The 24,661-nt window shown below is 69.1% G+C and carries 23 protein-coding genes; 18 read left to right on the forward strand and 5 right to left on the reverse strand.

All coding sequences use genetic code 11. The features are described from left to right. Positions 1–164 precede the first annotated feature (164 nt). From ABGI63_RS07460 to ABGI63_RS07500, 9 genes are all read left to right on the forward strand, one after another. Positions 165–3,116: an adenosylcobalamin-dependent ribonucleoside-diphosphate reductase gene (locus ABGI63_RS07460; protein ID WP_349741857.1), complete on the forward strand. Its 2,952-nt coding sequence runs from the start codon at positions 165–167 to the stop codon at positions 3,114–3,116. 60 nt (positions 3,117–3,176) lie between these two features. Beyond that, positions 3,177–3,875, forward strand: a complete 699-nt coding sequence (locus ABGI63_RS07465; RefSeq protein ID WP_349741858.1) for a hypothetical protein — start codon at positions 3,177–3,179, stop codon at positions 3,873–3,875. A 1-nt stretch (position 3,876) separates the two neighbouring features. Then, the gene (locus ABGI63_RS07470) at positions 3,877–4,347 is read left to right on the forward strand and encodes a hypothetical protein (protein WP_349741859.1); all 471 of its coding nucleotides are present in this window, start codon (positions 3,877–3,879) and stop codon (positions 4,345–4,347) included. Positions 4,348–4,527: 180 nt separating this feature from the next. Next, positions 4,528–4,827, forward strand: coding sequence for a S66 peptidase family protein (locus ABGI63_RS07475; protein ID WP_349742386.1), 300 nt, complete (start codon positions 4,528–4,530; stop codon positions 4,825–4,827). Between the two features lie 54 nt (positions 4,828–4,881). Then, positions 4,882–5,736: an AraC family transcriptional regulator gene (locus ABGI63_RS07480; RefSeq protein ID WP_349741860.1), complete on the forward strand. Its 855-nt coding sequence runs from the start codon at positions 4,882–4,884 to the stop codon at positions 5,734–5,736. Positions 5,737–5,830: 94 nt separating this feature from the next. Further along, complete coding sequence (locus tag ABGI63_RS07485; protein WP_349741861.1) at positions 5,831–6,175, forward strand: VOC family protein; 345 nt, start codon at positions 5,831–5,833, stop codon at positions 6,173–6,175. A gap of 18 nt (positions 6,176–6,193) precedes the next feature. Further along, the gene (locus ABGI63_RS07490) at positions 6,194–6,787 is read left to right on the forward strand and encodes an ECF-type sigma factor (RefSeq protein ID WP_349741862.1); all 594 of its coding nucleotides are present in this window, start codon (positions 6,194–6,196) and stop codon (positions 6,785–6,787) included. Further along, complete coding sequence (locus ABGI63_RS07495; protein WP_349741863.1) at positions 6,787–9,465, forward strand: serine/threonine-protein kinase; 2,679 nt, start codon at positions 6,787–6,789, stop codon at positions 9,463–9,465. Before ABGI63_RS07490 ends, ABGI63_RS07495 begins: the two co-directional genes overlap by 1 nt. Before the next feature lie 92 nt (positions 9,466–9,557). Continuing rightward, positions 9,558–10,547 (forward strand): PEP-CTERM sorting domain-containing protein, encoded by a 990-nt coding sequence (locus ABGI63_RS07500; protein ID WP_349741864.1) that lies wholly within the window; start codon positions 9,558–9,560, stop codon positions 10,545–10,547. Position 10,548: 1 nt separating this feature from the next. Here ABGI63_RS07500 and ABGI63_RS07505 read toward each other — a convergent pair whose 3' ends face one another. After that, positions 10,549–11,859 (reverse strand): MFS transporter, encoded by a 1,311-nt coding sequence (locus ABGI63_RS07505; RefSeq protein ID WP_349741865.1) that lies wholly within the window; start codon positions 11,857–11,859, stop codon positions 10,549–10,551. A gap of 105 nt (positions 11,860–11,964) precedes the next feature. Here ABGI63_RS07505 and cyoA point away from each other — a divergent pair, with 105 nt between their 5' ends. From cyoA to ABGI63_RS07550, 9 genes are all read left to right on the forward strand, one after another. After that, positions 11,965–13,026, forward strand: a complete 1,062-nt coding sequence (gene cyoA, locus ABGI63_RS07510; RefSeq protein WP_349741866.1) for a ubiquinol oxidase subunit II — start codon at positions 11,965–11,967, stop codon at positions 13,024–13,026. A 31-nt stretch (positions 13,027–13,057) separates the two neighbouring features. Then, positions 13,058–15,049 (forward strand): cytochrome o ubiquinol oxidase subunit I, encoded by a 1,992-nt coding sequence (cyoB, locus tag ABGI63_RS07515; protein WP_349741867.1) that lies wholly within the window; start codon positions 13,058–13,060, stop codon positions 15,047–15,049. Positions 15,050–15,063: 14 nt separating this feature from the next. Then, a complete protein-coding gene (gene cyoC, locus ABGI63_RS07520; RefSeq protein WP_349741868.1) occupies positions 15,064–15,687 on the forward strand; it encodes a cytochrome o ubiquinol oxidase subunit III in 624 nt (207 codons plus the stop codon). Then, complete coding sequence (cyoD, locus tag ABGI63_RS07525; protein WP_349741869.1) at positions 15,684–16,064, forward strand: cytochrome o ubiquinol oxidase subunit IV; 381 nt, start codon at positions 15,684–15,686, stop codon at positions 16,062–16,064. The genes cyoC and cyoD overlap by 4 nt, the downstream gene beginning before the upstream one ends. 3 nt (positions 16,065–16,067) lie before the next feature. Then, a complete protein-coding gene (locus ABGI63_RS07530; protein WP_349741870.1) occupies positions 16,068–16,856 on the forward strand; it encodes an SURF1 family protein in 789 nt (262 codons plus the stop codon). Continuing rightward, complete coding sequence (locus tag ABGI63_RS07535; protein ID WP_432767386.1) at positions 16,816–18,189, forward strand: ATP-binding protein; 1,374 nt, start codon at positions 16,816–16,818, stop codon at positions 18,187–18,189. Before ABGI63_RS07530 ends, ABGI63_RS07535 begins: the two co-directional genes overlap by 41 nt. Continuing rightward, positions 18,186–18,728 (forward strand): response regulator transcription factor, encoded by a 543-nt coding sequence (locus tag ABGI63_RS07540; protein WP_137943620.1) that lies wholly within the window; start codon positions 18,186–18,188, stop codon positions 18,726–18,728. The genes ABGI63_RS07535 and ABGI63_RS07540 overlap by 4 nt, the downstream gene beginning before the upstream one ends. Before the next feature lie 210 nt (positions 18,729–18,938). Continuing rightward, the gene (locus tag ABGI63_RS07545; RefSeq protein WP_349741872.1) at positions 18,939–19,736 is read left to right on the forward strand and encodes a PEP-CTERM sorting domain-containing protein; all 798 of its coding nucleotides are present in this window, start codon (positions 18,939–18,941) and stop codon (positions 19,734–19,736) included. Between the two features lie 130 nt (positions 19,737–19,866). Continuing rightward, on the forward strand, positions 19,867–20,478 hold the full coding sequence (locus ABGI63_RS07550) for a hypothetical protein (RefSeq protein ID WP_349741873.1): 612 nt from the start codon (positions 19,867–19,869) through the stop codon (positions 20,476–20,478). 1 nt (position 20,479) lies between these two features. Here ABGI63_RS07550 and ABGI63_RS07555 read toward each other — a convergent pair whose 3' ends face one another. The 4 genes from ABGI63_RS07555 to ABGI63_RS07570 all read right to left on the reverse strand — a co-directional run bounded on the left by ABGI63_RS07555 (position 20,480) and on the right by ABGI63_RS07570 (position 24,655). Next, positions 20,480–20,758, reverse strand: coding sequence for a hypothetical protein (locus ABGI63_RS07555; protein WP_349741874.1), 279 nt, complete (start codon positions 20,756–20,758; stop codon positions 20,480–20,482). Between the two features lie 14 nt (positions 20,759–20,772). Further along, the gene (locus tag ABGI63_RS07560) at positions 20,773–21,576 is read right to left on the reverse strand and encodes a DUF5694 domain-containing protein (RefSeq protein ID WP_349741875.1); all 804 of its coding nucleotides are present in this window, start codon (positions 21,574–21,576) and stop codon (positions 20,773–20,775) included. Beyond that, positions 21,573–22,412 (reverse strand): hypothetical protein, encoded by an 840-nt coding sequence (locus tag ABGI63_RS07565; RefSeq protein WP_349741876.1) that lies wholly within the window; start codon positions 22,410–22,412, stop codon positions 21,573–21,575. The genes ABGI63_RS07560 and ABGI63_RS07565 overlap by 4 nt, the downstream gene beginning before the upstream one ends. Positions 22,413–22,564: 152 nt before the next feature. Then, on the reverse strand, positions 22,565–24,655 hold the full coding sequence (locus ABGI63_RS07570; RefSeq protein ID WP_349741877.1) for an LpqB family beta-propeller domain-containing protein: 2,091 nt from the start codon (positions 24,653–24,655) through the stop codon (positions 22,565–22,567). Positions 24,656–24,661 lie beyond the last annotated feature (6 nt).

The following is a 24,661-nucleotide window of genomic DNA, read 5'->3' on the forward strand; positions in this document are numbered from 1 at the left end:
TCCCGGGAGTGGATGGCAGGACTGTCGGCGGGGCCGGTATCAGCCGGATTTCCAGCACCAGGGGCTTTGTTTCAAATATTTCCTGTCCCCGGCCCCGGCTTCGTCTGGATCAAGAGGAGCGCCATCTCACTTCGCTAAGATGGCCCGAGGTTCCGGAGATCAGCATGGCCCAGCACAGTCCCACCCAATCCGACATCTTTCTCGCCCCGACGCCGCTGGCGCCGGTGGCCTCGCTGCCGGCCCAGGACATCAGCGCCGAGGTGCTGCAGGAGAAATATGCCAAGGGCGAGGAGCGCACGCTGGACGAGCTGCGCCAGCGGGTCGCCCGTGCGCTGGCCGAGGCCGAGGATCCGGCCCAGCGGGGGGCCTGGACGGCGCGCTTTTTCGAGGCCCAGAAGCGCGGTTTCATTCCGGCCGGCCGCATCCTCTCGGCCGCCGGCACCGAGCTCTCGGCCACGCTGATCAACTGTTTTGTGCAGCCGGTTGGCGACTCGATCGCCTCGGTGGAGGATGGTCATCCCGGCATCTACACCGCGCTGACCGAGGCCGCCGAGACCATGCGCCGTGGCGGCGGGGTCGGCTATGACTTCTCGCGCATCCGCCCCAAGGGCGCCTGGGTCGGCTCGACGCAAAGCCACGCCTCGGGCCCGGTCAGCTATATGCGGGTGTTTGACCGCAGCTGCGAGACGGTCGAGAGCGCCGGCAGCCGGCGCGGCGCGCAGATGGGTGTGCTGCGCTGTGACCATCCGGACATCGTCGACTTCATCCGCGCCAAGGACCAGGGCGACCTGAAGAACTTCAATATCTCGATCGGCGTCACCGATGCCTTCATGGAGGCGGTGCTGGCGCGCGGCCTGGTGGAGCTGGTGCATAGAGCCGAGCCCGGCCCGGCGCAAAAGGAGGAGGGCGCCTACCAGCGCGACGACGGCCTGTGGGTCTATCGCAAGCTGGCCGCCGCCGAGCTGTGGGACCAGGTGATGCGCTCGACCTACGACCACGCCGAGCCCGGCGTGCTGTTCCTGGACCGCATCAACGCCGACAACAATCTGCACTACTGCGAGTCGATCGCGGCGACCAATCCCTGTGCCGAACAGCCGCTGCCGCCCTACGGTTGCTGCTGCCTGGGCTCGATCGACCTGACCCGCTTCGTGCGCGAGCCCTTCGGCGCCAAGGCGGCCTTCGACGAGGCCGGCTTTGCCGAGGTCTGCGCGCTGGCGACCCGGATGCTGGACAACGTGCTCGACGTGACGCCCTGGCCGCTGCCGGCCCAGGCCCAGGAGGCCGCCAACAAGCGCCGCATCGGCCTGGGCTTCACCGGCCTCGGCGATGCACTGGTGATGCTGAACCTGCGCTATGACAGCGAGGCCGCGCGCGAGCAGGCGCGCCGCATCAGCGAGCTGATGCGTGACGCGGCCTATGGCGCGTCGGCCGATCTGGCGGCCGAGAAGGGCCCGTTCAAGCTCTTCAATGCCGATCTCTATCTGTCCGGCGGCAGCTTCGCGACGCGGCTGCCGCAGGTGCTGAAGGACAAGATCCGCGCCCAGGGCCTGCGCAACTCGCACCTGCTGTCGATCGCGCCGACCGGCACCATCAGCCTGGCCTTTGCCGACAACGCGAGCAACGGCATCGAGCCGGCCTTCAGCTGGGCCTACACGCGCAAGAAGCGCCTGGGCCAGGCCGAGGGCGGCGGCTTCAAGGAATACCAGGTCGAGGACCATGCCTGGCGGCTCTACCGCCATCTGTTCGGCACCGAGGCGGCGCTGTCGCCGGCCTTTGTCACCGCGCTGGAGCTCAGCGCGGCCGACCATGCGGCGATGGTGGCGGCGGTCGCGCCCTATATCGACACCTCGATCTCGAAGACGGTCAATGTGCCGGCCGACTACCCCTATATCGACTTCCAGGACCTCTACACCCAGGCCTGGAAGAGCGGGCTCAAGGGCCTGGCCACCTACCGGCCCAACAGCATCCTCGGTTCGGTGCTGAGCGTCGAGCCCACGGTGACCGCGCCCGAGCCGCTGAAACCGGTGGTGGCCGAGGACGGCAGCAACCAGCGCCTGCGCGTCGAGCGCCTGCCCAAGCAGGTGCTGGCCTCGCTGCGCTGGCCCAGCCGGCCCGAGCTGCCCGGTGGCAACCCGGCCTGGAGCTATATGATCCGCCACCCGCACGGCGACTTTGCGCTCTTCGTCGGCGAACTGCCGGCCGAGGGGCCGGATGCCGGCCTGTTCGGCAAGACCCTGCCCTTCGAGGTCTGGATCAACGGCGCCGAGCAGCCGCGCGGCCTGGCCGCGCTGGCCAAGACCCTGTCGATGGACCTGCGCACCAATGACGCCGCCTGGCTGCGTCTGAAGCTCGACGCGCTGGCGACGGTGGCCGAGGAGCGCGCCTTCGAGATGCCGATGCCACCGGGCGGCGACAAGCGCCTGTTCCCTGGCGTCGTGGCCGCCACCGCAGCCGTGATCCGCTGGCGCTGCGAGCAGCTCGGCGCGCTGCAGGAGGGCGGGCCGACCCCGGTGATCGATGCGATGTTCAGCCGCGAGGAGCCGCGCACCAGCACCATGGGCACCTTGGCCTGGGCGGTCGACGTCGACAACCCCGCCACCGGCGAGCAGTTCACGCTGACGCTCAAGGAGGTCAGCCTGCCGACCCCCGAGGGCGGTCACATCACCCGGCCCTGCGCGATGGGCTTCTCGGGCAACTACCCGAAGGCGCTGGACGGCATGGCGCGGCTGCTGTCGCTGGACATGCGGGTGATGGACCCAGCCTGGATAGGCATGAAGCTGCGCAAGCTGCTGAATGTCGGCGAGCCGCTGGGCCATTTCATGGCGCCGGTGCCCACGCTCTCTGGCGAGCGTCGCCAGCAGATCTGGCCCTCGACGGTGGCCTATGTGGCCCGGCTGATCATCCACCGCTACGCGATGCTGGGTGTGCTCGACGAGCAGGGCCAGCCCCTGGTCGAGATGGGCCTGCTGCAGGCGCCGGTCGCCAAGACGGCGGTCGGGCTGAGCGTCCAGCCCCAGGCCGGCAAGCCCTGCCCGGAATGCGGCAATGCGACCATGATCCACAAGGACGGCTGCGATTTCTGCACGGCTTGTGGGTATGTGGGGCAGTGTGGGTGAGGTGTACGACCTCAAGTCGGTGTTCGAATTGGGCTTCGAGCAGTTGATGGCGGGCGCGCCGTGAAGGCGGTGCAACGGGCCTGGGAGCGTTTGTCGAATGCCATGCGGCTCTATAGCGAGGCGGCCATGCGGTTCTCGAGTCTTGTGCAGGTCGACCGCGAGGAGGCAATCAACAATCTGGACCTCGCATTCGAGGCGAAGCTCGAGACGTTTCACACCCTGTACGACGTGTCGAAAGGCTTGCCCGGGTTCAAGTACTTTGACCATGGCGACACGTCGCTCCTGATAGTGCTGCGGAATGCCATCCACCACTGGGACCACGACTTGTTCGAAAGCATGAACGCGCGGCTCGGCCTAGAGGGAGCCCTTCCAAAGTTGGCCGGTGCTGAGTTCTTGATGGCCAGCTACGCCAACGTTGACGATGCTTGGTCCAGCGAGCGCTACGTGCTGCTGGATGACTTCTACACCCGCCTTGCCAACCCGAATGTCAAGAACGCTACGCATCTCCAGGCACTATGGGAGAGCGAGCTTCGCTTTGCGGAAATCTCCGCTTATGCGAAAGCAAGGCGCTATCCGGTTTCGCAGGTTTACATCAATCTGATGCCCATCTTCATCTCGGCGATGCACCGAGTCTGCAAGTGGCTCGAAACGAGTGCGATGAAACCGAAGGGATTTGACGGCAACGTGTACTCGGAACACTTCCTCGGCCCGATGGGCGTGGATCTCGGGCGCGTGGCTTACAAGACACTGCGGGTTTGAGATGAACGAGACCTTTGCGCGTCACGTCGAGGCGCTGCACCCCTCCTACGAGCGGCTTGTTGCCGCGACGCCGTTCACTTTCGGACAGCTTGCGCAACAGGTGCTGCCGAGTCGAGGCGTCTACTTGTTTTCGGAGGGCGAACGCCATCTGTATGTCGGGCGAAGCAATGACATTCGCGCGCGCATTCGACTCCACTGCCGCCCGGGGTCTACCGATAACCAGGCTTCGTTCGCCTTCCTGTTGACTCGGGAGGTGTGCGGCGTGCCGAAGGCGACCTACAAGCCGGAAGGCTCACGCAAGCAGCTTCTGACGCAGGATGCTTTTGCGAAGTGCTTCGTGGCACAGAAGGAGCGCATGAGGTCGATGAACATTCGGGCGGTCGAGGAAACTGACTCCAGTCGGCAAGCGTTGCTGGAGATGTATGTGGCAATTTCGCTGTCGACGCCGTACAACGACTTTAACAACCACTGAACAAGCGGGTCCAACGTCTACCGCAGTGCTCATCCTCGGAGAGGATGGCGCCGGTGATGGCGTGGAGCAAACGCGACTCCCGATGCAGGCCCTTGAGTAGCTGGGCGGGTTCTTCGTAGTTCGCGCAGTGGAGGGCAGCGCCGTCATAAATGAAGGTCACACTGCTTTCCGCTGCTGTATCTGGAGAACTGCGAGCTGAGCCCGCCGACGCTGGCGCGCGCACTGTGGAGCCTGCGCCGCCAGGGCTGGTTCGACGATCTGGCCGGGCTGCTGATCGGCCGCAACAGCGGGCCCGAGGCGCCGCAAGCCGACGGCCTCTCGTACCGGGATGCGCTGGACGGGGTGCTGGGCGAGCTGGCCTGCCCGGTGCTGATCGAGCTGGACATCGGCCACAGGATGCCGCAGTTCACGCTGATCAACGGCGCGCTGGCCACCGTCAGCTTCGAGGCCGGGCGCGGCGTGCTGGTGCAGCGGCGCTGAGGCCGCGTGGCCCGACCCCCGTCGACCGCAGCCCGTGCCGTTTCATAAGGAGCGATGAACCCCATGGTCGATGACGTGACGTCTCGCTGGACTTATGTGCCCGGGCCGGCATTGCCGGGTGACTGGGGCGGCACCTTGGGCGGCTTCAGCGAGGATCTCGGCCGGCCGCTGCGGCGGCTCGAGGTCGCCTGCCCGCAGCTCAAGCTGGTGATCGGCTTCGGGACCGTCTATGAGCTGACACCGGTGGGCTCGCGCGCCCCTGCCGGCCGCCACCGGGCCTTTGCGATCGGCATGGCGGGCGGGCCGATGACGGCGGCGCACGGCGCCGCGCAATCCTGCATCGAGCTGGAACTGCCGCCCTGGGCTGCCCACCGCCTGTTCGGCGGCGACCGCCAGCCGCTGGAGGCGGGTGTGGTCGATCTGGCTGACATCTGGGGCCGCGAGGCCGACCTGCTGGTCGAAGCGCTGCACGAACAGCCTGCATGGCCGCAGCGTTTCGCGATCATCCGGCGTTTTCTGGCCCGGCGGCTCGAAGGCCGCGGTGCGCCGCTGCGGCCCGAGCTGCGCTGGGCCTGGGAGCAGCTGGCGCAGCAGCAGGGCCGGCTGCCGGTCCGCGCGCTGCAGCAGCGGCTGGGCTGGAGCGAGCGGCATTTCACGACCAGTTTCGCGGCCGCCGTCGGCCTGGGCCCGAAGGCGGCCGCGCGGCGTCTGCGGTTCGGCCAGGTCTGCCGGTTGATGACCGATGAGCCGGATAGCGCGATCGCCGACCTCGCCGCGGTTTGCGGCTATAGCGATCAGAGCCATCTGACGCGCGAGTTCCGCGAGTTCGCCGGCTGCGCGCCGGCCGCCTATATGCGGGCCGGCATCGCCGGCGCGCTGGGCAAGCCTGCCGAGCTGCTCGACGCCTGAGCCTGCCGGGCGGGTTTGCGGTTTTCTTCAAGACAAGGCGCACGGTCCTGCCGACACTGGCCGATCGTTCAACCGTCGTGCAAAGGAGTCAGCCATGATCGGAACCGTCTCTTACCTGGAAATCGGCGCGCCGGACGCGCGCAGCTCGCAAGCCTTCTTCCGCCAGTTGTTCGACTGGCCGTTCACTCCCACCGAGCGGCCCGGAGAGGGGTGGTTCCAGGGGCCCGGCCTGACGCTGGGCCTGCATGGCGACGACCCGACGCCGCAGATGCTGGTCTTCTTCCAGGTGCCCGACATGCCGGCGGCGCTGGCCCGGCTGCGGGCGCTGGGAGGGCGGGCTGATGAACCCGGTGCCGCCGAGCCGGGCTTCGGTGTTTTCTGCCTGGGTGTCGATCCCCAAGGTGTGCGCTTCGGCCTGCATCAGCCGCCCCCACCTTGATGTGATACTGCGCCCAGCATGGACCGCCCGCCGCCCCCCGAGTCGCTGACCGCCCTCCTGCGCGCCGCCCATGGTGGCGACCGGGGCGCCGCCGACCGGGCTTTTGCCGAGCTCTATCCGGACCTGCTGCGCATCGCCCGCGCGCGCCTGCGCAGCAGCCACCGGCCCGACACCCTGCTCGACACCCAGGCCCTGGTGCACGAGAGCTTTCTGCATTTCGTCCAGGGCGCCCGGCTGACGATAGCCGACCGCAAGCATTTCTTCGCCTACGCCGCCAAGACCATGCGCCACATCGTCATCGACTTTGCACGCCACCGCAATGCGGCCCGGCGCGGCGGCGCTGGGCAAGACCTGACCCTCGATACCCAGCGCGCGGCCGATCTGGGCGCGGGGCAGGGCGCCGATGCCGCCGCCGTGCTCGATGTCGAGCGCGCGCTGAACGAGCTGGAGCTGCTCGACGCCAAGCTGGCCCAGGTGGTCGAGATGCGCTATTTCGGTGGCTGCACCGATGCCGAGATCGCGCTGGCCATGGACATCAGCGACCGCAGCGTGCGCCGCTACTGGGACAAGGCGCGCGCCTTCATGCGGCTGCGGCTGCAGGGCGATGCCTGATGCGCGCGCCGGTCGACGCCGCCGCCTGGGCCCGGATCTCGCAAGGCTTCGACGAGGCGCTGGACCTGGCACCGGCGCAGCGCGCGGCCTGGCTGGCGGCGCTGGAGGCCAGCGAGCCCGAGATCGGCGCCGCGCTGCGCCGCCTGCTCGCCGCCCACGAGCAGGCCGATGACGGCCGGCTGGCGGCCGCGCCCTCGGGCCTGGTGGCCCAGGCCCTGGTCCAGCGGGCCGGCGCGGCCCTGCTGCCGGGCGCGATGGTCGGCTGCTACCGGCTGATCGAGCCGCTGGGCCAGGGCGGCATGGCCAGTGTCTGGCTGGCCGAGCAGACCGAGCATGTGCTGCGCCGTGTCGCGCTGAAGCTGCCGCATCGCGGCCTGGGTCTGGAGACCGACGAGACGGCGGCCCGACGCTTCATCCAGGAGCGCGATCTGCTGGCCGGGCTGGAGCACCCGCATATCGCGCGCCTGTATGACGCCGGCTTTGCCGCCGACGGCCAGCCCTATCTGGCGATGGAATGGGTGCCGGGGCAGACGATCACGCGCTATGCCGATCAGCAGCGCCTCGATCTGGCGGCGCGGCTGCGGCTGTTTCTGCAGGTGCTCAGCGCGGTCGGCCATGCCCATGCGGCCCTGGTCATCCACCGCGACCTGAAGCCCTCCAACATCCTGGTGACGCCCGATGGCCAGGTCAAGCTGCTGGACTTCGGCATCGCCCATCTGCTGGGCGCGGCGCTGCCGCTGGATGGGCACTCGTTCACGCCCGACGCGGCCGCGCCCGAGCAACTGGCCGGGCGCAGCCTCGGCACCGCCTCGGATATTTATTCGCTGGGCGTCGTGCTCTACGAGCTGCTGAGCGGCCGGCGGCCCTACCGGCTGCCGGCCGGCTCGGCCGAGGCGATGGCGGCTGCGTTGGCGGGCTTGAGCATCAGGCCGCCGAGCACCTGGCGCCGCGTGCTGGCCGGGGATCTGGACGCGCTGGTGATGTGCTGCCTGAGCCAGGATCCGGCCGGCCGCTATGCCAGCGTCGAGGCCCTGGCCAAGGACATAGCGCGCCATCTGGTCCGCGCGCCGCTGGCGGTGCGCGGTCGCTCGGCGACCTATCTGCTGGGCCGTTTTCTGAGCCGCTACCGCTGGTGGGTGGCCGGCGGCGGTCTGGTGTTCGCGTCGCTGGCCGGCGGGCTGGGGCTGAGCCTGTGGCAGATGCAGCGGGCCGAGCTGCAGCGCGCGGTGGCCGAGCGGGCGGCGGCGCGCGAGGAGGCGCTGCGCTACCAGCTGATCGGCCTGTTCCGCAGCGCGATTGCCGATCCCGCCGCGGCGTCGGCGGCCGGCCCGCTGACCGCCAAGGCCATGCTGGACCGCAGCGCCGCCCGGGTGATTGCCGAGTATCGCGACGACCCGCAACGTGCCGGCAAGCTGACCATCACGCTGGCCGATCTGTATGGAGCGCTGGGCGATGTCGAGGGCCAGCTGCCGCTGCTCGAAGGCTTTCTGGCGGCGGCCGGGCCGCAGGCCGATGCGCAAGACCTGGCCCTGGTGCGGCAGAAGCTGGCCAATATCGAGCTGCTGCGTGGCCGCGTGGCGGAGGCTGCGGCGCTGCTGGGCCAGGCCGAGGCCTTCTGGGCGACCGCGCCGGCTGCACATCGCGAGCCACTGCTGGAGGGCCTGCTGATACGGGGCAGCCTGCAGCGGGCCCAGGGCGATCTGGCGGGCTCGCTGGCGACTTTTCGCAGCGCCATCGCCCAGCGCCAGGCGCTCTCGGGCGAGCGCCACCGCGAGACGGCCCTGCTCTACAACTCGATGGCCATCACGCTGACGGCGGCCAACCGGCAGGACGAGGCGCTGGCCGCCTACCGCCGCACGCTGGCCATCTTCGAGCAGCTGGGCCGCGCCGAGGACCTGGACGCGCTGGTGATACGCGGCAATACCGGCACGCTGGCGCTGCGCCTGGGGCGGCTGGCCGAGGCCGAACCGGTGCTGAAGAGCGCCTTCGAGGCGCAGCGCCGGCGCGGCGGCGATTCGGCGGCGGTGGCGGCCGCGATGGGCATGTATGGCGCGGTGCTGAGCCAGCGCGAGCGCTGGGGCGAGGCCTTGCCGGTGCTGCGCGAAGCCCTGGGCCTTGCCGAGCGCTTTGCCGGCCCGGCCAGCCCGCTGGCGCTGCGCGGCCGGCTGTTCCTGGTCGAGGCCCAGCTGGGCTCGGGCGATCTGGCCGGGGCCGCTGCCGGCCTCGAGGCGGCCCAGGCCCGGCTGGCCGAGCGTTTGGGGACTGGCCATCTGCTGGCCCGGCGCCTGGGCCTGCTGCGTGCCCGGCTGGCGGCGCAGCGCGGCGACCACGCCGGCGCCCGGCGGCAGTACGAGGCCCTGCTGGCGCCGCTGGAGGCTCTGGGCGCGCCGGCGCTGACGGCGCTGGCCGAGGCCCGGCTGGGTCTGGGCGAGGCCTTGCTGGCCCAGGACCGGGCGCCGGAGGCGGTGGCGCCGCTGCGCGCGGCGCTGCGGCTGCGCGAGCAGCTGCTGTGGGCGCAGTCCTGGGAGCTGGCCCTGGCCCGGCTGCGCCTGGGCCAGGCGCTGCAGCGCAGTGGCGGCCCCGGCGTCGGGGAGGCCGCCGCACTGCTGAGCGAGGGCCGGGCCGGCCTGCTGGCCCAGCTGGGCCCGGCGCACTCCCTGACCCGCCCGACCCCCTAGCTTGTGGGTGAGCGACCTGTCCGGGTCGGGCCGCGATTTGCGTATGCCCCGTGACAAGCCTTTTTGCTTGTCGTTACCCATGGGAGAAAATCATGAAGCCATCACTGTCAAGCCCGCTGCTGTCGCTGGGGCTCGCCGTCCTGGCCGGCCAGGCTGCTGCTCAGCAGCAAGTGCTGTCGGTCGGCCAGGCACCGGGAACGCCGGGCTATACCTATACCTACGGTGGGCTGGCCTATGACAGCAGCACCCGCTACAACCCTCAGCCCGGCAAGGTGCTGCAGATGAGCTGGCTGAAGGATGCGACCAATACCACCGGCCTGGTCTCGGCCGAGCTGGGCCGTCTGCGCGTGGCCGAGTTCGGCGCGGGCCGGGCCTATGCGACGGATGGCAGCCAGTTCGGCATCGGCGGCAATCTGCGCCAGGCCTCCTTCGAGGACACGCTGAGCCTGGATGGCGCGGGGCTCAATGCGAACACGGTGATGCGCATCGACTATCACTTCGGGGGCCGGGCCGGCGGGCGCATCGAGACCAATACAGAGTATGGCAACCGGCTGGACATCCTGGCCGAGCTGGCGATGGTTGTCGGCCCTCACGGCTTGCTGGTCACCGAGCGTACCTGGGCAACCCAGGACGTGCTGGCCGGCGGCCAGACGCGCAGCACGCTGGCCAGCAGCGGCATCTTCGATGTCAGCGCCACCGGTTTCAGCATGAGGTTGGGCCCGAAGCCGCAGTTCGGGAATTATCAGTTCGATGTGGAATGGCGTCTGGCGCTGCGGTCGCAATGCCTGTTCACGCTGTCGGCGCTGCCCCCGCATCTGCCGGCGCCGTCGGGCGGCTGCAGCTACAGTGCCGACTACGGCAATACCGCCAGCTTCATGGGCCTGAGCCTCTACGACGGTGTCAGCGGCGCGCTGCTCGACCCGGCCACCTACTACCTGCGCTCGGGCAGCGGCTTTGACTATGGCGAGGGCTTCGGCAACACGGCCCCGGTGCCCGAGCCGCAGAGCTGGGCCCTGCTGGCCCTGGGCCTCACCCTGCTGGGCTGGCGCCGGGCGCGCCAGTCGTCGTCGGCCGGGGGCTGAGTCAGTCGCGGGCGTTGCGCAGCCGGTTGGCGCGCAGCGCCAGCAGCGTGCAGGCCACGCCCGACAGCAGATAGAGCGTGACGGCAGCAAGGCCGAAGCGGGCCGACAGGCCCAGTGCCACCAGCGGCGCGAAGGCGGCGCCGATCAGCCAGGCCAGATCGGCTGTCAGCGCGGCGCCGGTGTAGCGCATGCGCGGCAGGAAGTTGGCCGTCACCGCGCCGGCCGCCTGGCCGTAGCTCAGGCCCAGCAGCACGAAGCCGAGCAGGATGAAGGCGTCCTGGCCCACCTGGCCGCCGTCCAGCAGCAGCGGCGCGAACAGGCTGAACACGCCGATGGCCGTCGCCAGCATGCCCAGGGTGCGGCGCCGGCCGATGCGGTCGGCCAGCAGGCCCGACAGCGGCATCGCGCCAGCCGCCAGCAGGGCGCCGACCACCTGCACGACCAGCACCTCGCCGACCGGGCGCTCCGAGAACAGCATGATCCAGGACAGCGGGAACACCGTGACGATGTGGAACAGCGCATAGCTGGCCAGCGCGGCAAAGGCGCCGATCAGCACATTGCTGCCCTGGCTGCGCAGCAACTCGCCGACATCGCAGGGCTCCAGTTCCTTGGCATCGAGCTCGCGCTCGTACTCATGGGTGACCACCAGGCGCAGCCGCGCGAACAGCGCCACCACATTGATCGCGAAGGCGGCGAAGAAGGGGAAGCGCCAACCCCAGTCGAGGAAGTCGTGCTCGGACATGCTGCCCCAGAGATAGGCAAACAGTCCGCAGGCGATCAGAAAGCCCAGCGGCGCGCCGAGCTGGCCCAGCATCGCATACCAGCCGCGGCGGTTTTCCGGTGCGTTCAGCGCCAGCAGCGAGGGCAGGCCGTCCCAGGAGCCGCCCAGGGCCAGGCCCTGGCCGATGCGGAACAGCGCCAGCAGCGCGATCGCGCCCAGGCCCAGGCTGTGATAGCTGGGCAGCAGGGCCATGCCGGCGGTCGAGCAGCCCAGCAGGAACAGCGCCGAGGCCAGCTTGGCGCTGCGGCCCCAGCGGCGCTGGATGGCCATGCCGGCCACCGTGCCTACCGGCCGCACGACGAAGGCAAAGGCGAACAGCGCGAAGGCGTACAGCGTGCCCTCCAGCCGGTCGGCGAAGGGGAAGAACACCGCCGGGAAGACCAGCACCGAGGCGATGCCGTAGACAAAGAAGTCGAAATACTCGGAGGCCCGGCCGATCACGACGCCGACGGCGATGTCGCCGGGCGCCAGGCTGTGCTCGGGCTGGGTGCCCTGGATGCCGGGATGGGTGAGGGTGTTACTGCTGGCCATGTCTCGCTTGCCTTGGACAAAATGTCCTATCGTTGATTTGGGTCAATCAAGATACATTTCCGACCGATGCGCAACTAGCGTTTTCCCGCCGGCCTGGTATTCCCGATGTCCCCAAAACCTTTAGTCGATACCACCTTAGCACGACTGGGCCTGCTGGCCCTGGCCCTGCCGCTGGGCGCCTGCAATATGGTGGTGATGAAACCCTCGGGCGATATCGCCCAGCAGCAGGCGCAGCTGATCGTCACCTCGACGATCCTGATGCTGATCATCATCGTGCCGGTGATCGCGCTGACCCTGCTGTTCGCCTGGCGCTACCGCCAGAACAACAAGTCCGCCACCTACAGCCCCGACTGGGACCACTCGACCCGGCTCGAGCTGGTGATCTGGGGCGCGCCGCTCTTGATCATCATCGCGCTGGGCGCGATCACCTGGATCAGCACCCACAAGCTCGACCCCTACCGGCCGCTGGACCGCATCGCCGAAGGCCGGCCGCTGCCGCAGGGCCAGGCGCCGCTGGTGGTCGAGGTCGTGGCGCTGGACTGGAAGTGGCTGTTCCTCTACCCCGAGCAGGGCATCGCGACGGTCAACGAGCTGGCCGCGCCGGTGGACCGGCCGATCCAGTTCAAGATCACCGCGTCCACGGTGATGAACTCCTTCTACATCCCGGCGCTGGCCGGCCAGATCTATGCGATGCCCGGCATGCAGACCATGCTGCATGCGGTGATCAACAAGCCCGGCGCGTTCGACGGCTTCTCGGCCAATTTCAGCGGCGATGGCTTCTCGCACATGCGCTTCAAGTTCCACGGCCTGTCCGAGGCTGGCTTCGAGCAGTGGGTGCAGAAGAACAAGGCCGAGGGCCAGGCCTTGACCCGCGCCGACTATCTGCAGCTGGAGCAGCCCAGCGCGCGCGAGCCGGTGCGCCGCTATGCGACGGTGGCTCCGGGCCTGTATGACGCGATCCTGAACCGCTGCGTCGACGGCAGCAAGATGTGCATGGCCCAGATGATGGCGATCGACGCCGCCGGCGGCCTGGGCAAGGGCAGCATTGCCGGCCTGTCGAGCAAGCCCTGGCGCAATGGTGACGAGCTTGCCGAGCGCCGCTATGTGGCCGCGCTGTGCACGCCCGAGAACGCCGGCGACTTCAGCCTCGCGCGCAGCCAGCCCTGACGCGAACCGGATACAGAGCGAGACCCTCTCCATGCAAGATTTCAACACGCTCCTGTTCGGCCGCCTCGGCCCGGATGCGATTCCCCATGACCCCATCATCTGGGCCACCTTCGCGATGGTGCTGCTGGGCGGCACGGCGCTGCTGGCCGTGATGACCAAGTACCGGGTCTGGGGCCCGCTGTGGCGCGACTGGATCACCAGCATCGACCACAAGAAGATAGGCATCATGTATATGGTGCTGGGCATCGTGATGCTGTTGCGCGGCTTCGCCGACGCGCTGCTGATGCGCATGCACCAGGCCATGGCCTTCGGCGACAACGCCGGCTTCCTGCCGCCGCACCACTACGACCAGATCTTCACGGCGCACGGCGTGATCATGATCTTCTTCGTCGCGATGCCGCTGGTGACCGGCTTCATGAACTACCTCGTGCCGCTGCAGATCGGTGCGCGCGATGTGGCCTTCCCCTTCCTGAACAACTTCAGCTTCTGGATGACCACGGCCGGCGCGGTGCTGATGATGATCTCGCTGTTCATCGGCGAGTTCGCGCGCACCGGCTGGCTGGCCTACCCGCCGCTGTCGGGCATTCTGCAGAGCCCGGGCGTCGGGGTCGACTACTACATCTGGGCCCTGCAGATCGCCGGGGTCGGCACCTCGCTGTCGGGCATCAACCTGATCGCCACCATCATCAAGATGCGGGCGCCGGGCATGACGATGATGAAGATGCCGGTGTTCACCTGGACCTCGCTGTGCACCAATGTGCTGATCGTCGCCGCCTTCCCGGTGCTGACGGCCGTGCTGGTGCTCTTGAGCCTGGACCGCTACGTCGGCACCAACTTCTTCACCAACGATCTTGGCGGCAACGCCATGATGTATGTGAACCTGATCTGGATCTGGGGTCACCCCGAGGTCTACATCCTGATCCTGCCCTGCTTCGGCATCTTCTCGGAGATCGTCTCGACCTTCAGCCGCAAGAAGCTGTTCGGCTATGCCTCGATGGTCTATGCGACGGTGGTGATCACCATCCTGTCCTACCTGGTCTGGCTGCACCACTTCTTCACGATGGGTTCGGGCGCCAGCGTCAACAGCTTCTTCGGCATCACGACGATGATCATCTCGATCCCGACCGGGGCCAAGATCTTCAACTGGCTGTTCACGATGTACCGCGGGCGCATCGAGTTCGAGGTGCCGATGCTGTGGACCATAGGCTTCATGATCACCTTCGTGATCGGTGGCATGACGGGTGTGCTGCTGGCGGTGCCGCCGGCCGACTTCGTGCTGCACAACAGTCTGTTCCTGATCGCCCACTTCCACAACGTCATCATCGGCGGCGTGCTGTTCGGCCTGTTCGCCGGCATCAGCTTCTGGTTCCCCAAGGCCTTTGGCTACAAGCTCGACCCGTTCTGGGGCAAGACCTCGTTCTGGTTCTGGCTGATCGGCTTCTGGATGGCTTTCATGCCGCTGTATGTGCTGGGCCTGATGGGTGTGACCCGCCGCATGAGCCATTTCGACGACCCCTCGCTGCAGATCTGGTTCCAGGTGGCGGCCTTCGGTGCGGTGCTGATCGCACTGGGCATTGCGGCCTTCCTGATCCAGCTGGTGGTCAGCTATATGCGCCGCGAACAGCTGCGCGACCACACCGGCGACCCCTGGGGTGGCCGCACGCTGGAGTGGTCGACCGCCTCGCCGCCGCCGGACTACAACTTCGCCTTCACGCCGGTCGTGCATGAGCTCGACGCCTGGCACGATATGAAGCAGCGCGGCGCGCAGCGCCCCGTCGCCGGCTTCAAGTCCATCCACATGCCCAAGAACACGGCGGCGGGCTTTGTCATCGCGGCGCTGTGCACGCTGTTCGGCTTCGCGATGGTCTGGCATATGTGGCTGGTGGCCGGCCTCAGTTTCGCGCTGACCGTGATCGCCTCCATCGTCCACACCTTCAACTACAAGCGCGACTTCTACATCCCCGCCGATGCGGTGACGCGCAGCGAAGACGCCCGCACAAAGGCCCTGGCGGCCCTGGCCTGAGAGCGATCCTGACCATGCACACCTCTCCCACGCTCACCGCCGGCAGCGCGCCGGTGTTCTACGACAGCGGCGACCACCACCCGCAGCAAGGCACGCTCCTGGGCTTCTGGCTCTATCTGATGAGCGACTGCCTGATCTTCGCGGTGCTGTTCGCGGTCTACGCGGTGCTGGGTCGCAGCTATGCGGCCGGCCCCTCGGGCGCCGATCTGTTCGATCTGCAGCTGGTCGCGGTCAATACCGCGATGCTGCTGTTCTCGTCCATCACCTACGGCCTGGCGATGATCGCGATGCAGCACGGCCGCAAGCGGGGCGTGCTGACCTGGCTGGCGATCACCGGCCTGTTCGGCCTGGCTTTTCTGGGCCTGGAGCTCTATGAGTTCCATCACCTGATCGCCCAGGGTGCCACGCCGCAGCGCAGCGCCTTCCTGTCGGCCTTCTTCACGCTGGTCGGCACCCACGGCCTGCACGTCACCTTCGGCATCATCTGGCTGCTCGTGCTGATGGTGCAGGTCAACAAGCTGGGCCTGACGGTCGAGAACAAGCGCCGCCTGATGTGCCTGTCGATGTTCTGGCACTTCCTGGACGTGGTCTGGATCGGCGTCTTCACCTTTGTCTATCTGATGGGAGTGCTGCCATGAGTCAGCAACACGGCGACCACCACCACGACGATCATCACGACGACGGCGCCGCCTATCACGCTACCGTCAAAGGCTATGTGATTGGCTTCCTGCTGTCGGTGGTGCTGACGGCCATCCCCTTCTGGCTGGTGATGGCCAAGGTGCTGCCGTCTTCGAGCCTGACGGCCTTCGTGATCCTGGGCTTCGCGGCCGTGCAGATCGTTGTCCACATGGTCTACTTCCTGCACATGAACGCCAAGGTCGAGGGCGGCTGGTCCATGCTGGCGCTGATCTTCACCATCGTGCTGGTCGTCATCATGCTGGCCGGTTCGATCTGGGTGATGTTCCACCTGAACGAGAACATGATGCCCATGCACGATATGCGCAACATGCCCTGATCCGTGACGGCATCCGCTTCTCGGCCGCGCCGGCGCGGCGCCCTCGTGGCGCTGCTGCTGCTCGCGGCCTTGTTGTTTTCCGGCCTGCTGGCCCTGGGCGTCTGGCAGCTGCAGCGCCTGGCCTGGAAGCAGGACCTGATCGCGCGCGTCGAGCAGCGCCTGAGCGCCGCGCCGGTGGCCGCACCCTCGCCCGATGGCAAGACCTGGCCCTCGCTGAGCCGCGCCGAGCATGAATACCGCCGCCTGCGGGTGCAGGGCCGCTTCGACCATGGCCGCGAGGTCCAGGTCTGGGCCAGCACCGCGCTGGGCAGCGGCTACTGGGTGCTGACGCCGCTGTGGGTCGATGCAGAGCAGGCCACCGGAGCGGGCTTCTGGCTGCTGGTCAATCGCGGCTTTGTGCCGCCCGAGCAGCGCGATCCGGCCGGACGCGCGCAGCCGCCCGGCCCGCAGCAGATCACCGGCCTGCTGCGCCTGAGCGAGCCCGGCGGCAGCCTGCTGCGCCGCAACGACGCGGCCGCGGGCCGCTGGTACTCGCGCGATGTGGCGGCCATTGCCGCCGCCCAGGGCCTGAACGGCCCGGTCGCGCCCTATTTCATCGATGTCGGTGCCGACGACCCCGCCGCCGCCATGGCCTGGCCCCGGCCCGGCCTGACCGTGCTGCAGTTCAGCAACAATCACTTCGTCTACGCGCTGACCTGGTTCGCGCTGGCGGCCATGGTGGCCGGCGCGGCCGTCTTGCTGTGGCGCCACCATGCCGCTGGAGAACCGACGCTTGTCCCCCACCGAGACTGAAGCCAGGCCCGCGCCGCCCGCCGAGGCCGGCCAGGCCCCCGAGCACCAGGCCGGCCGCAACAATCTGCTGCAGCTGGTGCAGCTGCGCTGGCTGGCCGTGGCCGGGCAGCTGGCCACCATTCTCTGCGTGCATTTCGCGCTGGATGTGCAGCTGCCGCTGCTGGAGATGCTGAGCCTGCTGGCGGCGCTGGCGCTGTTCAATGTCGCGAGCTGGCTGCGCAGCCGGGTCGCGACCGGCGTCGGCAGCCGGGTGCTGAATGGCGAGCTGTTCGCCGGCCTGCTGGTCGATGTGGGCGTGCTCAGCGGCCAGCTGTTCTACAGCGGCGGCATCACCAACCCCTTCATCTTCCTGTTCCTGCTGCAGGTGGCCGTCGGCGCGGTGCTGCTGCGGCCGCGCTATATCTGGGCCATGGTGGCGCTGACCAGCCTGTGCTTCATCCTGCTGACCCAGTGGCACCGGCCGCTGCGCCTGCCCGATCTGAGCATCCCGGCGCTGTCGACCCACTACGTCGGCGGCCTCTTGCTGTGCTTCGCGCTGAACGCGGCCCTGCTGGTGATCTTCATCACCCGCATCGGCCGCAATCTGCGCCAGCGCGATGCCCGGCTGGCCGATCTGCGCCAGCGCGCGGCCGAGGAGGAGCACATCGTGCGCATGGGCCTGCTGGCCTCGGGCGCGGCCCATGAGCTGGGCACGCCGCTGGCCACCTTGTCGGTGATCCTGGGCGACTGGTCGCGCATGGCGCCATTCGCCGGCGATCCCGAGCTGCGCGAGGAGATCGAGGAGATGCAGGTGCAGCTCAAGCGCTGCAAGACCATCGTCAGCGGCATCCTGCTGTCGGCCGGCGAGGCGCGCGGCGAGGCGCCGATCGAGCGCGGCCTGCACGATTTCCTCGACGAGCTGGTCGCCGAATGGCGCAGCACCCGGCCTGGCCAGCAGCTGCGCTACGAGCGCGAGGGCCTGCCCGACCTGCCCATCATCTCCGACTTCGCGCTCAAGCAGATGGTCGGCAATGTGCTGGACAACGCGCTGGAGGCCGCGCCGCAGGCGCCGCTGCGCCTGCTGGCCTTCTGCGAGGACGAGACCCTGGTGCTGCGCGTGCTGGACCGGGGGCCGGGTTTTGCCCCGGCGATGCTGGAGCGTTTCGGCAAGCCCTACCAGTCCAGCAAGGGCAAGCCCGGTGGCGGGCTGGGCTTGTTCCTGTCGGTCAATGTGGCCCGCACGCTGGGCGGGCGCATCGAGGCGCGCAACCGCCCCGACGGCGGCGCCGAGGTCAGCATGCGGCTGCCGCTGGCCGCACTGAGCCCGCATCAGAAGGAAGAGCACGACGAATGAGCCACGACGACGAACGCCTGCTGCTGATCGTCGAGGACGACGACGCCTTCGCCCGCACCCTGCTGCGCTCCTTCGAGCGGCGCGGCTACCGCGTGCTGCGCGCCACCCAGCTCGGCGAGGTCCAGGCCTTGCTGGGCACGCACAACCCCGGCTATGCGGTGGTCGACCTGAAGCTCGCCGGCGGCGACTCGGGCCTGGCCTGCGTGCAGACCCTGCACGCCCACGACGAGCAGATGCTGATCGTCGTGCTGACCGGCTACGCCAGCATCGCCACCGCCGTCGAAGCCATCAAGCTCGGCGCCCGCCACTACCTGGCCAAGCCCGCCAACACCGACGACATCGAAGCCGCCTTCGCCCGTGCCCAGGGCGACGCCGAGGTCGAACTGACCGAGCGCACCACCTCGATCAAGACCCTGGAGTGGGAACACATCCACGAAACCCTGGCCGCCACCGGCTTCAACATCTCCGAGACCGCGCGGCGCCTGGGCATGCACCGGCGTACGCTGGCGAGGAAGCTGGAGAAGCAGCGGGTCAAGTAGGAGTGCAGGAGGCTCCTACAGCCCTTCGCAAAACCTGCGACGGCTCGGAAGGGGCCGCAGCACAAGAGGCCTCAATCGCCTCATCGGCGTTTGATCGCCGTGCTCTTGACCTGCTGACTCCATGAGCGCAGGATCATTAAGTCGGCCCCAGCAAGTAGCAGGCAGGACTCTCGATCAGGGGCTGCGTCGAGACCAACTGGAGCAGACACCATGGAAAGATCAGTAGGCCTTCTGCACTTGATCGTGCAGCCACTGGCAACACGTTGTTCGAAGCATGTGCTCGAGGTAGGGGCAAGAGCGAAACTGCGCTGGCCCCAAGCGTTCATCGCGGCGCTTGTCGCTACCCTTGCGCCTTTGCCGACGCTCGCGACCGTCGTGCTGCAGAACCCATTTACGGTGAGCGTCCTTTATGACGCTGACCCTGGAGATCCCGCCGCAACTGATATTTGCTTCTTTATTGGTATACCGCTCAGCGTCAACATCAATCAGACTGTCAATCTGGACCTGGCATTTACCGGGCCATTGGGCGGTTCGCCGGTTGACATCTACAGCGCCCGCCAAGGTGGCGCTGCCGACAGTACGGTTGCGGCACATCAGATCTGCTTTTACTTCCCGAGTACACCTGTGCAGCCCGGGGAAACACTCAACATCACGATGGAGGGCGACGGCAGCAGCAACGATCCACCGCTCAACGGCAATCAGATGGCGGTAGGCGATTACTGGACCTTTGCGCAGGATTTGTTCGAGTTCAGTTACCCGCATCTTGCCCCCCCGGATCATGGGCCGGTGCCCTTCGGAATCTTCGACGTCATCGACCGGCGAGGCGAGTTCAGGCCGCAGGACGTTCACCCATTTGCGCTTCGGCCGCCCTCGAATTCGGTAGTGACATTTGACGGTCATTCCTACTTCACGACGACTGTGCCCGAGCCGAGCACGGTCTGGATCCTCTCGCTCGCCGCTGCTTGTGCCGCACTGTGCAGCCGCCGGCGCCGTGAACCCGGCGCCTGACAAACATCGGGCTTGGACGGCAAAAGGGCCACCGTTGCGGTGGCCCTTTCGTTGCCAAAACGAGGATGTATCTTGAAGTGAAGGTCTCGCATGGACAATCGTCCCTGTCCCGCCTACTCAACGCCCCATCATGAACATCAGCCGCCGCAGCGATAGCAGCAAGGATCCTGACGTCGCCGACCGCATGGCCGGCGCGGTACTGGCCCTGGTTGCGCAGACGCCCGGCTCGACCCAGCGCCTGAGCGCGCGGCCGGCCGAGGCGGCGCGCGGTCTGGCGCGGCAGGCGGCGTCCAAGGCGGCGCTGGCGGCCGGCGCGCTGGCGCTGCCGCCGGGGCCGCTGGGCTGGCTGACGGTGCTGCCGGAGATGATGGCGGTGTGGCGCATCCAGGCCCAGCTGGTGGCCGATGTGGCTGCGCTGTACGGGCGCAGCGCCGAGCTGGGGCAGGCGCAGATGCTTTATTGCCTGTTCCGCCACACGGCGGCGCAGGCGCTGCGCGATCTGGCGGTTCGGGTCGGCGAGCGCCTGCTGGTGCGGCCGCTGGCGGCGGCGAGCCTGGGCCGGGTCGCGGCCGCGCTGGGCTTGCAACTGAGCCAGCGCGCGGTGGCCAAGTCGGTCGGGCGCTGGGTGCCGCTGCTGGGCGCGGCCGGGGTCAGCGCCTATGCCTACTACGACACGCTGAAAGTGGCGCAGGCGGCGCAGGAGCTGTTCGAGAGCGAATCGGTGATCGAGAACCCGGCCTGAGTTACTGGTGAGCCGCGATGCGGTTGAACTCGGCCCAGGTCTGACACTCATCGACCTGCTTCTTGCGGTTCTCGCTGACCAGGGTCTGCAGCCGGCCGAGCAGCGCGTTCTTGCGCTCAAGCTCGCGCGGATTCGGTGCCGGCAACTGCCGCGCCATCTCCAGACCCGTGTCCACGGCCTGGCGGCATTGCGCCGGCTTGGCGCCGCCCGCCGGGGCTTGCGCGGCCGCCAGCAGGCTGGACAGGCTCAGGGCCAGCATCAGGGCTTTCTTCTTGCTCATCGCGGTTTCCTCCATCAACGCAGATAAGGCTCGGCCTCGATCAGGGTCCAGCCCGACTGCTCCAGCACGCATTGGCGCAGCAGATGGCTGTGGCCGGCGCCGAACAGCAGCAGCACCCGGTCGCCGGGTCGCACCGACTGGCGCAGCCGGGCGCAGATCGCGGTGTTGCGGGCCTGCCAGCGGCCGAGCAGCTCGGCGCCGGGCTGTTCGGACCCGGCGCCATAGCCGAGCGCGTCGACATACCAGGCATGGTCGGCCCGGATCGCCTCGGGGCGGTTGATCTCGCGCAGCAGCGTGGCCACGCTGGCGCTGCGCGCGCGCTGCTCGAAGGCCCGGGTGCGCGCGCCGATCTCGTCCACCGAGCGCTGCAACTCGGCGGCGCGGCCGGTCCTGGCGGCAAAAGCCTGCAGCGCCGCGAAGGGGAACTCGCCCGGTGCGTCCACGCCCAGCACCTGGTCCAGCCCCATGCGGCGCGCCAACCGGTAGCCGATCTGCTCGATCTCGTTGCGATCGGGCGGGCCCTCGCCGCTCAGATAGCGCCGATAGCCCGGCAGGGCCCGGCCCGGCAAGGCATCAGCGCGGGACTCGACCGCCACCATGCTGGGTCGGAACGAAGCCAGGCGCTCGATCAGCTCGGCCAGCTCGGCCTGGCGCCGAGTTGACAGCACATCGTCGACCTGGGCGTTGTGCAGATCCAGCCCCGGGTTGGCGAAGTGGTAGCTGCCCAGCACCATCACTTGCACCTCGGTAAGGCCCGGCAGCGGCGCCAGCAGCAGGGCGGCCGTCAGCAGCGCCAGGGCGCGCAGCCGCCGACTCATGGTCGCTGCCCCAGCGGCGCGTCGCCCGGGCAGTGCTGGCGCGGCGCGGTGGCCGCCGCCGCGTCGGCCGCGACCTGGCGCAGCAGGGCCTGCTGCTCGGCGGGCACGCCGTTATTGGCCAGCGTGGGCAGGGCCAGCGGCGAGGCGCCGGTGAGGGTGGTGTAGAGCATCAGCGCGGTCAGATAGGCGCCGGCCGGGGCGGCGTGGTTGCCGTCGCCGGCATGCAGGACCAGGGCTGGGTGGCGCTGCAGGGCCAGCTCCCAGGCCTGGCCGATCGGGGCGACGCAGGCCGGCTGCTGGCGCGCGATGCCGGCGTGCAGCGCGTAGATGCGCTCGGTCTCGGCCACACCCAGGCGCGGCCATTCCGGGAACATCACCGGCATCGCGCCGAGCTCGCGGGCCACGCGGATCAGGCTCTGGGCCTCGCTGGTCGAGTAGCTGTTCTGGCCGGTGGTGCTGTACTTCTGCGCCTGCAGCACCAGCACCGTCCAGCGCCGGCCGCGCAGCAAGGCTATCGAGCCGGCATCGGCCAGCCGCTCGTCGAGGAACATCCAGCCCGGCGCCTCGGTGGCGGCCACGCTTTTGCCGGGCAGGCCGGCGCGCAGCAAGGCCTCCAGTTGCCGGGGCAGGGCGTTCAGCGAGGTGTGGCTGTTGCCCATCATCAGCAGCGAGATGTCGGCGTCGGCGGGGGCCGGTGCCGTCGGCTGCTGCTCCGGGTCGACCGGCGCCGGGCCGCCGCCGCCGCCGCCACCGCAGGCCAGCGCGCCCAGCGTCGCGGCCATCAGGCTCAGCCGCAGGCACCCGCTGCGTGAACCGCCATCGTTATCGTCCAGCATCCCGGCCTCCTGCCAGCGGCCGCCGAGCCCGTCCCGGCAGCCAGCCCGCAGTAGGCCGCGAGCCGGGCCGGAGCGACAAGCCCGGCCCGCTCCAAACCCTGTCCAAAAAATATTTCCTGCGGTCTGACAAGCACTTGCGTGCGCCGCCCGGCTCAGCGCGCCTGCATCAGATCGGCCACGGCGGTGTGGGCCAGCTCCACCCAGGCGCTGCCATCGGCGGCCAGCGCGAAGCTGGCCCGCTCCGGAAAGCTGCCCAGCGCATGGCTGCTGAGCAGCTGGGCCGGGCGCTCGCCGGCCAGATCGAGGCGGCGGAAATACTCGGCCTGGCTGCCGCGGGTCAGCAGCACCAGCCCTTGCGGCCCCAGCCGCCAGTCCAGCAGGGCTTCGCCCTCCGGCACGGCGGCCGCCATCGGCTGCTCGCGCCCGCCCGCCAGCGGGCGCCGGCGCAGCTCTTGGCTGGCGCGGGCCTGGTAGAACAGGGCGCTGCCGTCGGCCGCCCACTGCAGCGCCGGGCCGGGCGGCCGCTCGGTGTCCAGCGGCGTGGCGGCCGGGCTGCCGGACAGATCGAAGCGCCAGAGCTGCCAGCGCCCGCCGCGGTCGCTGGCCACCCAGACCTCGCGGCCGCTCGGGTGCCAGCTGGGCCGGCCGTACTGCGTCGCATCGGCCGCCAGCGGCCTAAGCTGCCCGCTGGCCAGATCGAGCAGGCACAGGCCGGGGCGTTTGCCGGGCCCGCAATTGCCGAGAAAGGCCAGCTGCCGGCCATCGGGCGAGGCGGCCGGCGCGGCGGGCTGGAGGTCCAGCTGGGTCAGCGCCCGAGTCCGGCCGTTTTGGTCCCCCTGGGCATCGGAGCGCCACAGCTCGGGCCGGCCGGAGCGCGCCGAGACAAAGAACAGGCCGCCGCCTGCCGGATCGGCGGTCGGGGCGCGGTCATTGACCACCGCGCCGGGCAGGCGCAGCGGCTGCGCGCCGGCGCTCCAATCGAGCCGCGCGATGCCGATGTGCGAGCGCATCAGCGCATAGACCAGCGGGCCGCCGGCGTTGCGCAGCGGCGCGCTGCCCTCCAGGCCCAGCGGCAAGGCCTGCCCGGTCTCGCGCTGCCAGCGCATCAGCACCCGGCTGTCCTGCCGGGTGGTCGAGAAGATCAGGTCGCGACCGTTCTCGGCATGGGTCAGGCCGTGCAGCGGGTACAGGCGCAGCTGGCTCAGGCGCTGCACCCGGCCGTCCAGGCCGGCCTCGTAGAAATCGCGGCTGCCGTCGGCCGGATCCTGGCGGGCGAACACCAGGTGCCGGCCATCGGGCGACCAGCTCGGCTGGTGGTCCGGCATCGCGGCCGGCGGGGCGCTGCTCAGGCGCCGCAGGCCGCTGCCATCGGGGGCCACCAGGAACAGGCCGCCGACCCCCTCGGCCTCGGCGCTGAAGGCGATGCTGCGGCCGTCGGGCGACCAGGCGACGCTGGGCGTGAACAGCGCGCTGCAGCGCGCTAGCGCCTGCTGCTGCGGTCGCTCGCTCAGGCGGTAGACCCGCAGCTGGCACTGCCCGTCGGGGCTCGCGGCGATATAGGCGATCGCGCGGCCGTCGGGCGACCAGCTCAGGCCCTGCACATCCAGGCCCTCGGGGCTGAGGGCCTGCGGCGCAGCATCCAGCTCGGCGGCCGGGCGCAGATAGAGCCGGCCCGCGCCCTGGCCCTGCCACCAGGCGAAGGCCAGCAGCCGGCCATCGGGCGAGAGCTGGCCCAGGTATTCATGACCGGGGGTGTGCGTCAGCGGCCGGGGCTCGGGCAAGGCCGCGGGCGCGATGTCGCCCGGCCGCAGCCACCAGACGGCGATGAGGCCGGCCAGCACCAGCAGGCCGGCCAGCAGCGGCCAGTGCGGCGCGGGCGCTGTGATCGGCATCGCCATGATCTGCGGCGGCGGCGCCAGCGCACGCACCGGCGCGATCAGCCGGTAGCCTTTCTTTGCGATGGTCTCCAGATAGCGCGGCGCCTCGGGGTCGTCGCCCAGGGCCTGGCGTATGGTCCAGACGGCGGTGTTGATGGCCTTGGGGGCGACAAAACGGTTGCCCTGCCAGATCGTGTCGATGATCTCCTCGCGGCCGACGGTCTCGCCGGGCCGGCTGGCCAGCAGCACCAGCAGGGCCATGGCCTTGTGGCGCAGCGCTCGGACCTCGGCGCCGCGCTGCAGGCGGTTGCCGGCGGCATCGACCCGCCAGTCGCCGAGCTCAAAGATCTCGCGGGTCGGGTCCATGGGTGA

This window comes from Roseateles cavernae, from assembly GCF_040187885.1.
GTDB classification, from domain to species: Bacteria; Pseudomonadota; Gammaproteobacteria; order Burkholderiales; family Burkholderiaceae_C; genus Roseateles_E; species Roseateles_E cavernae.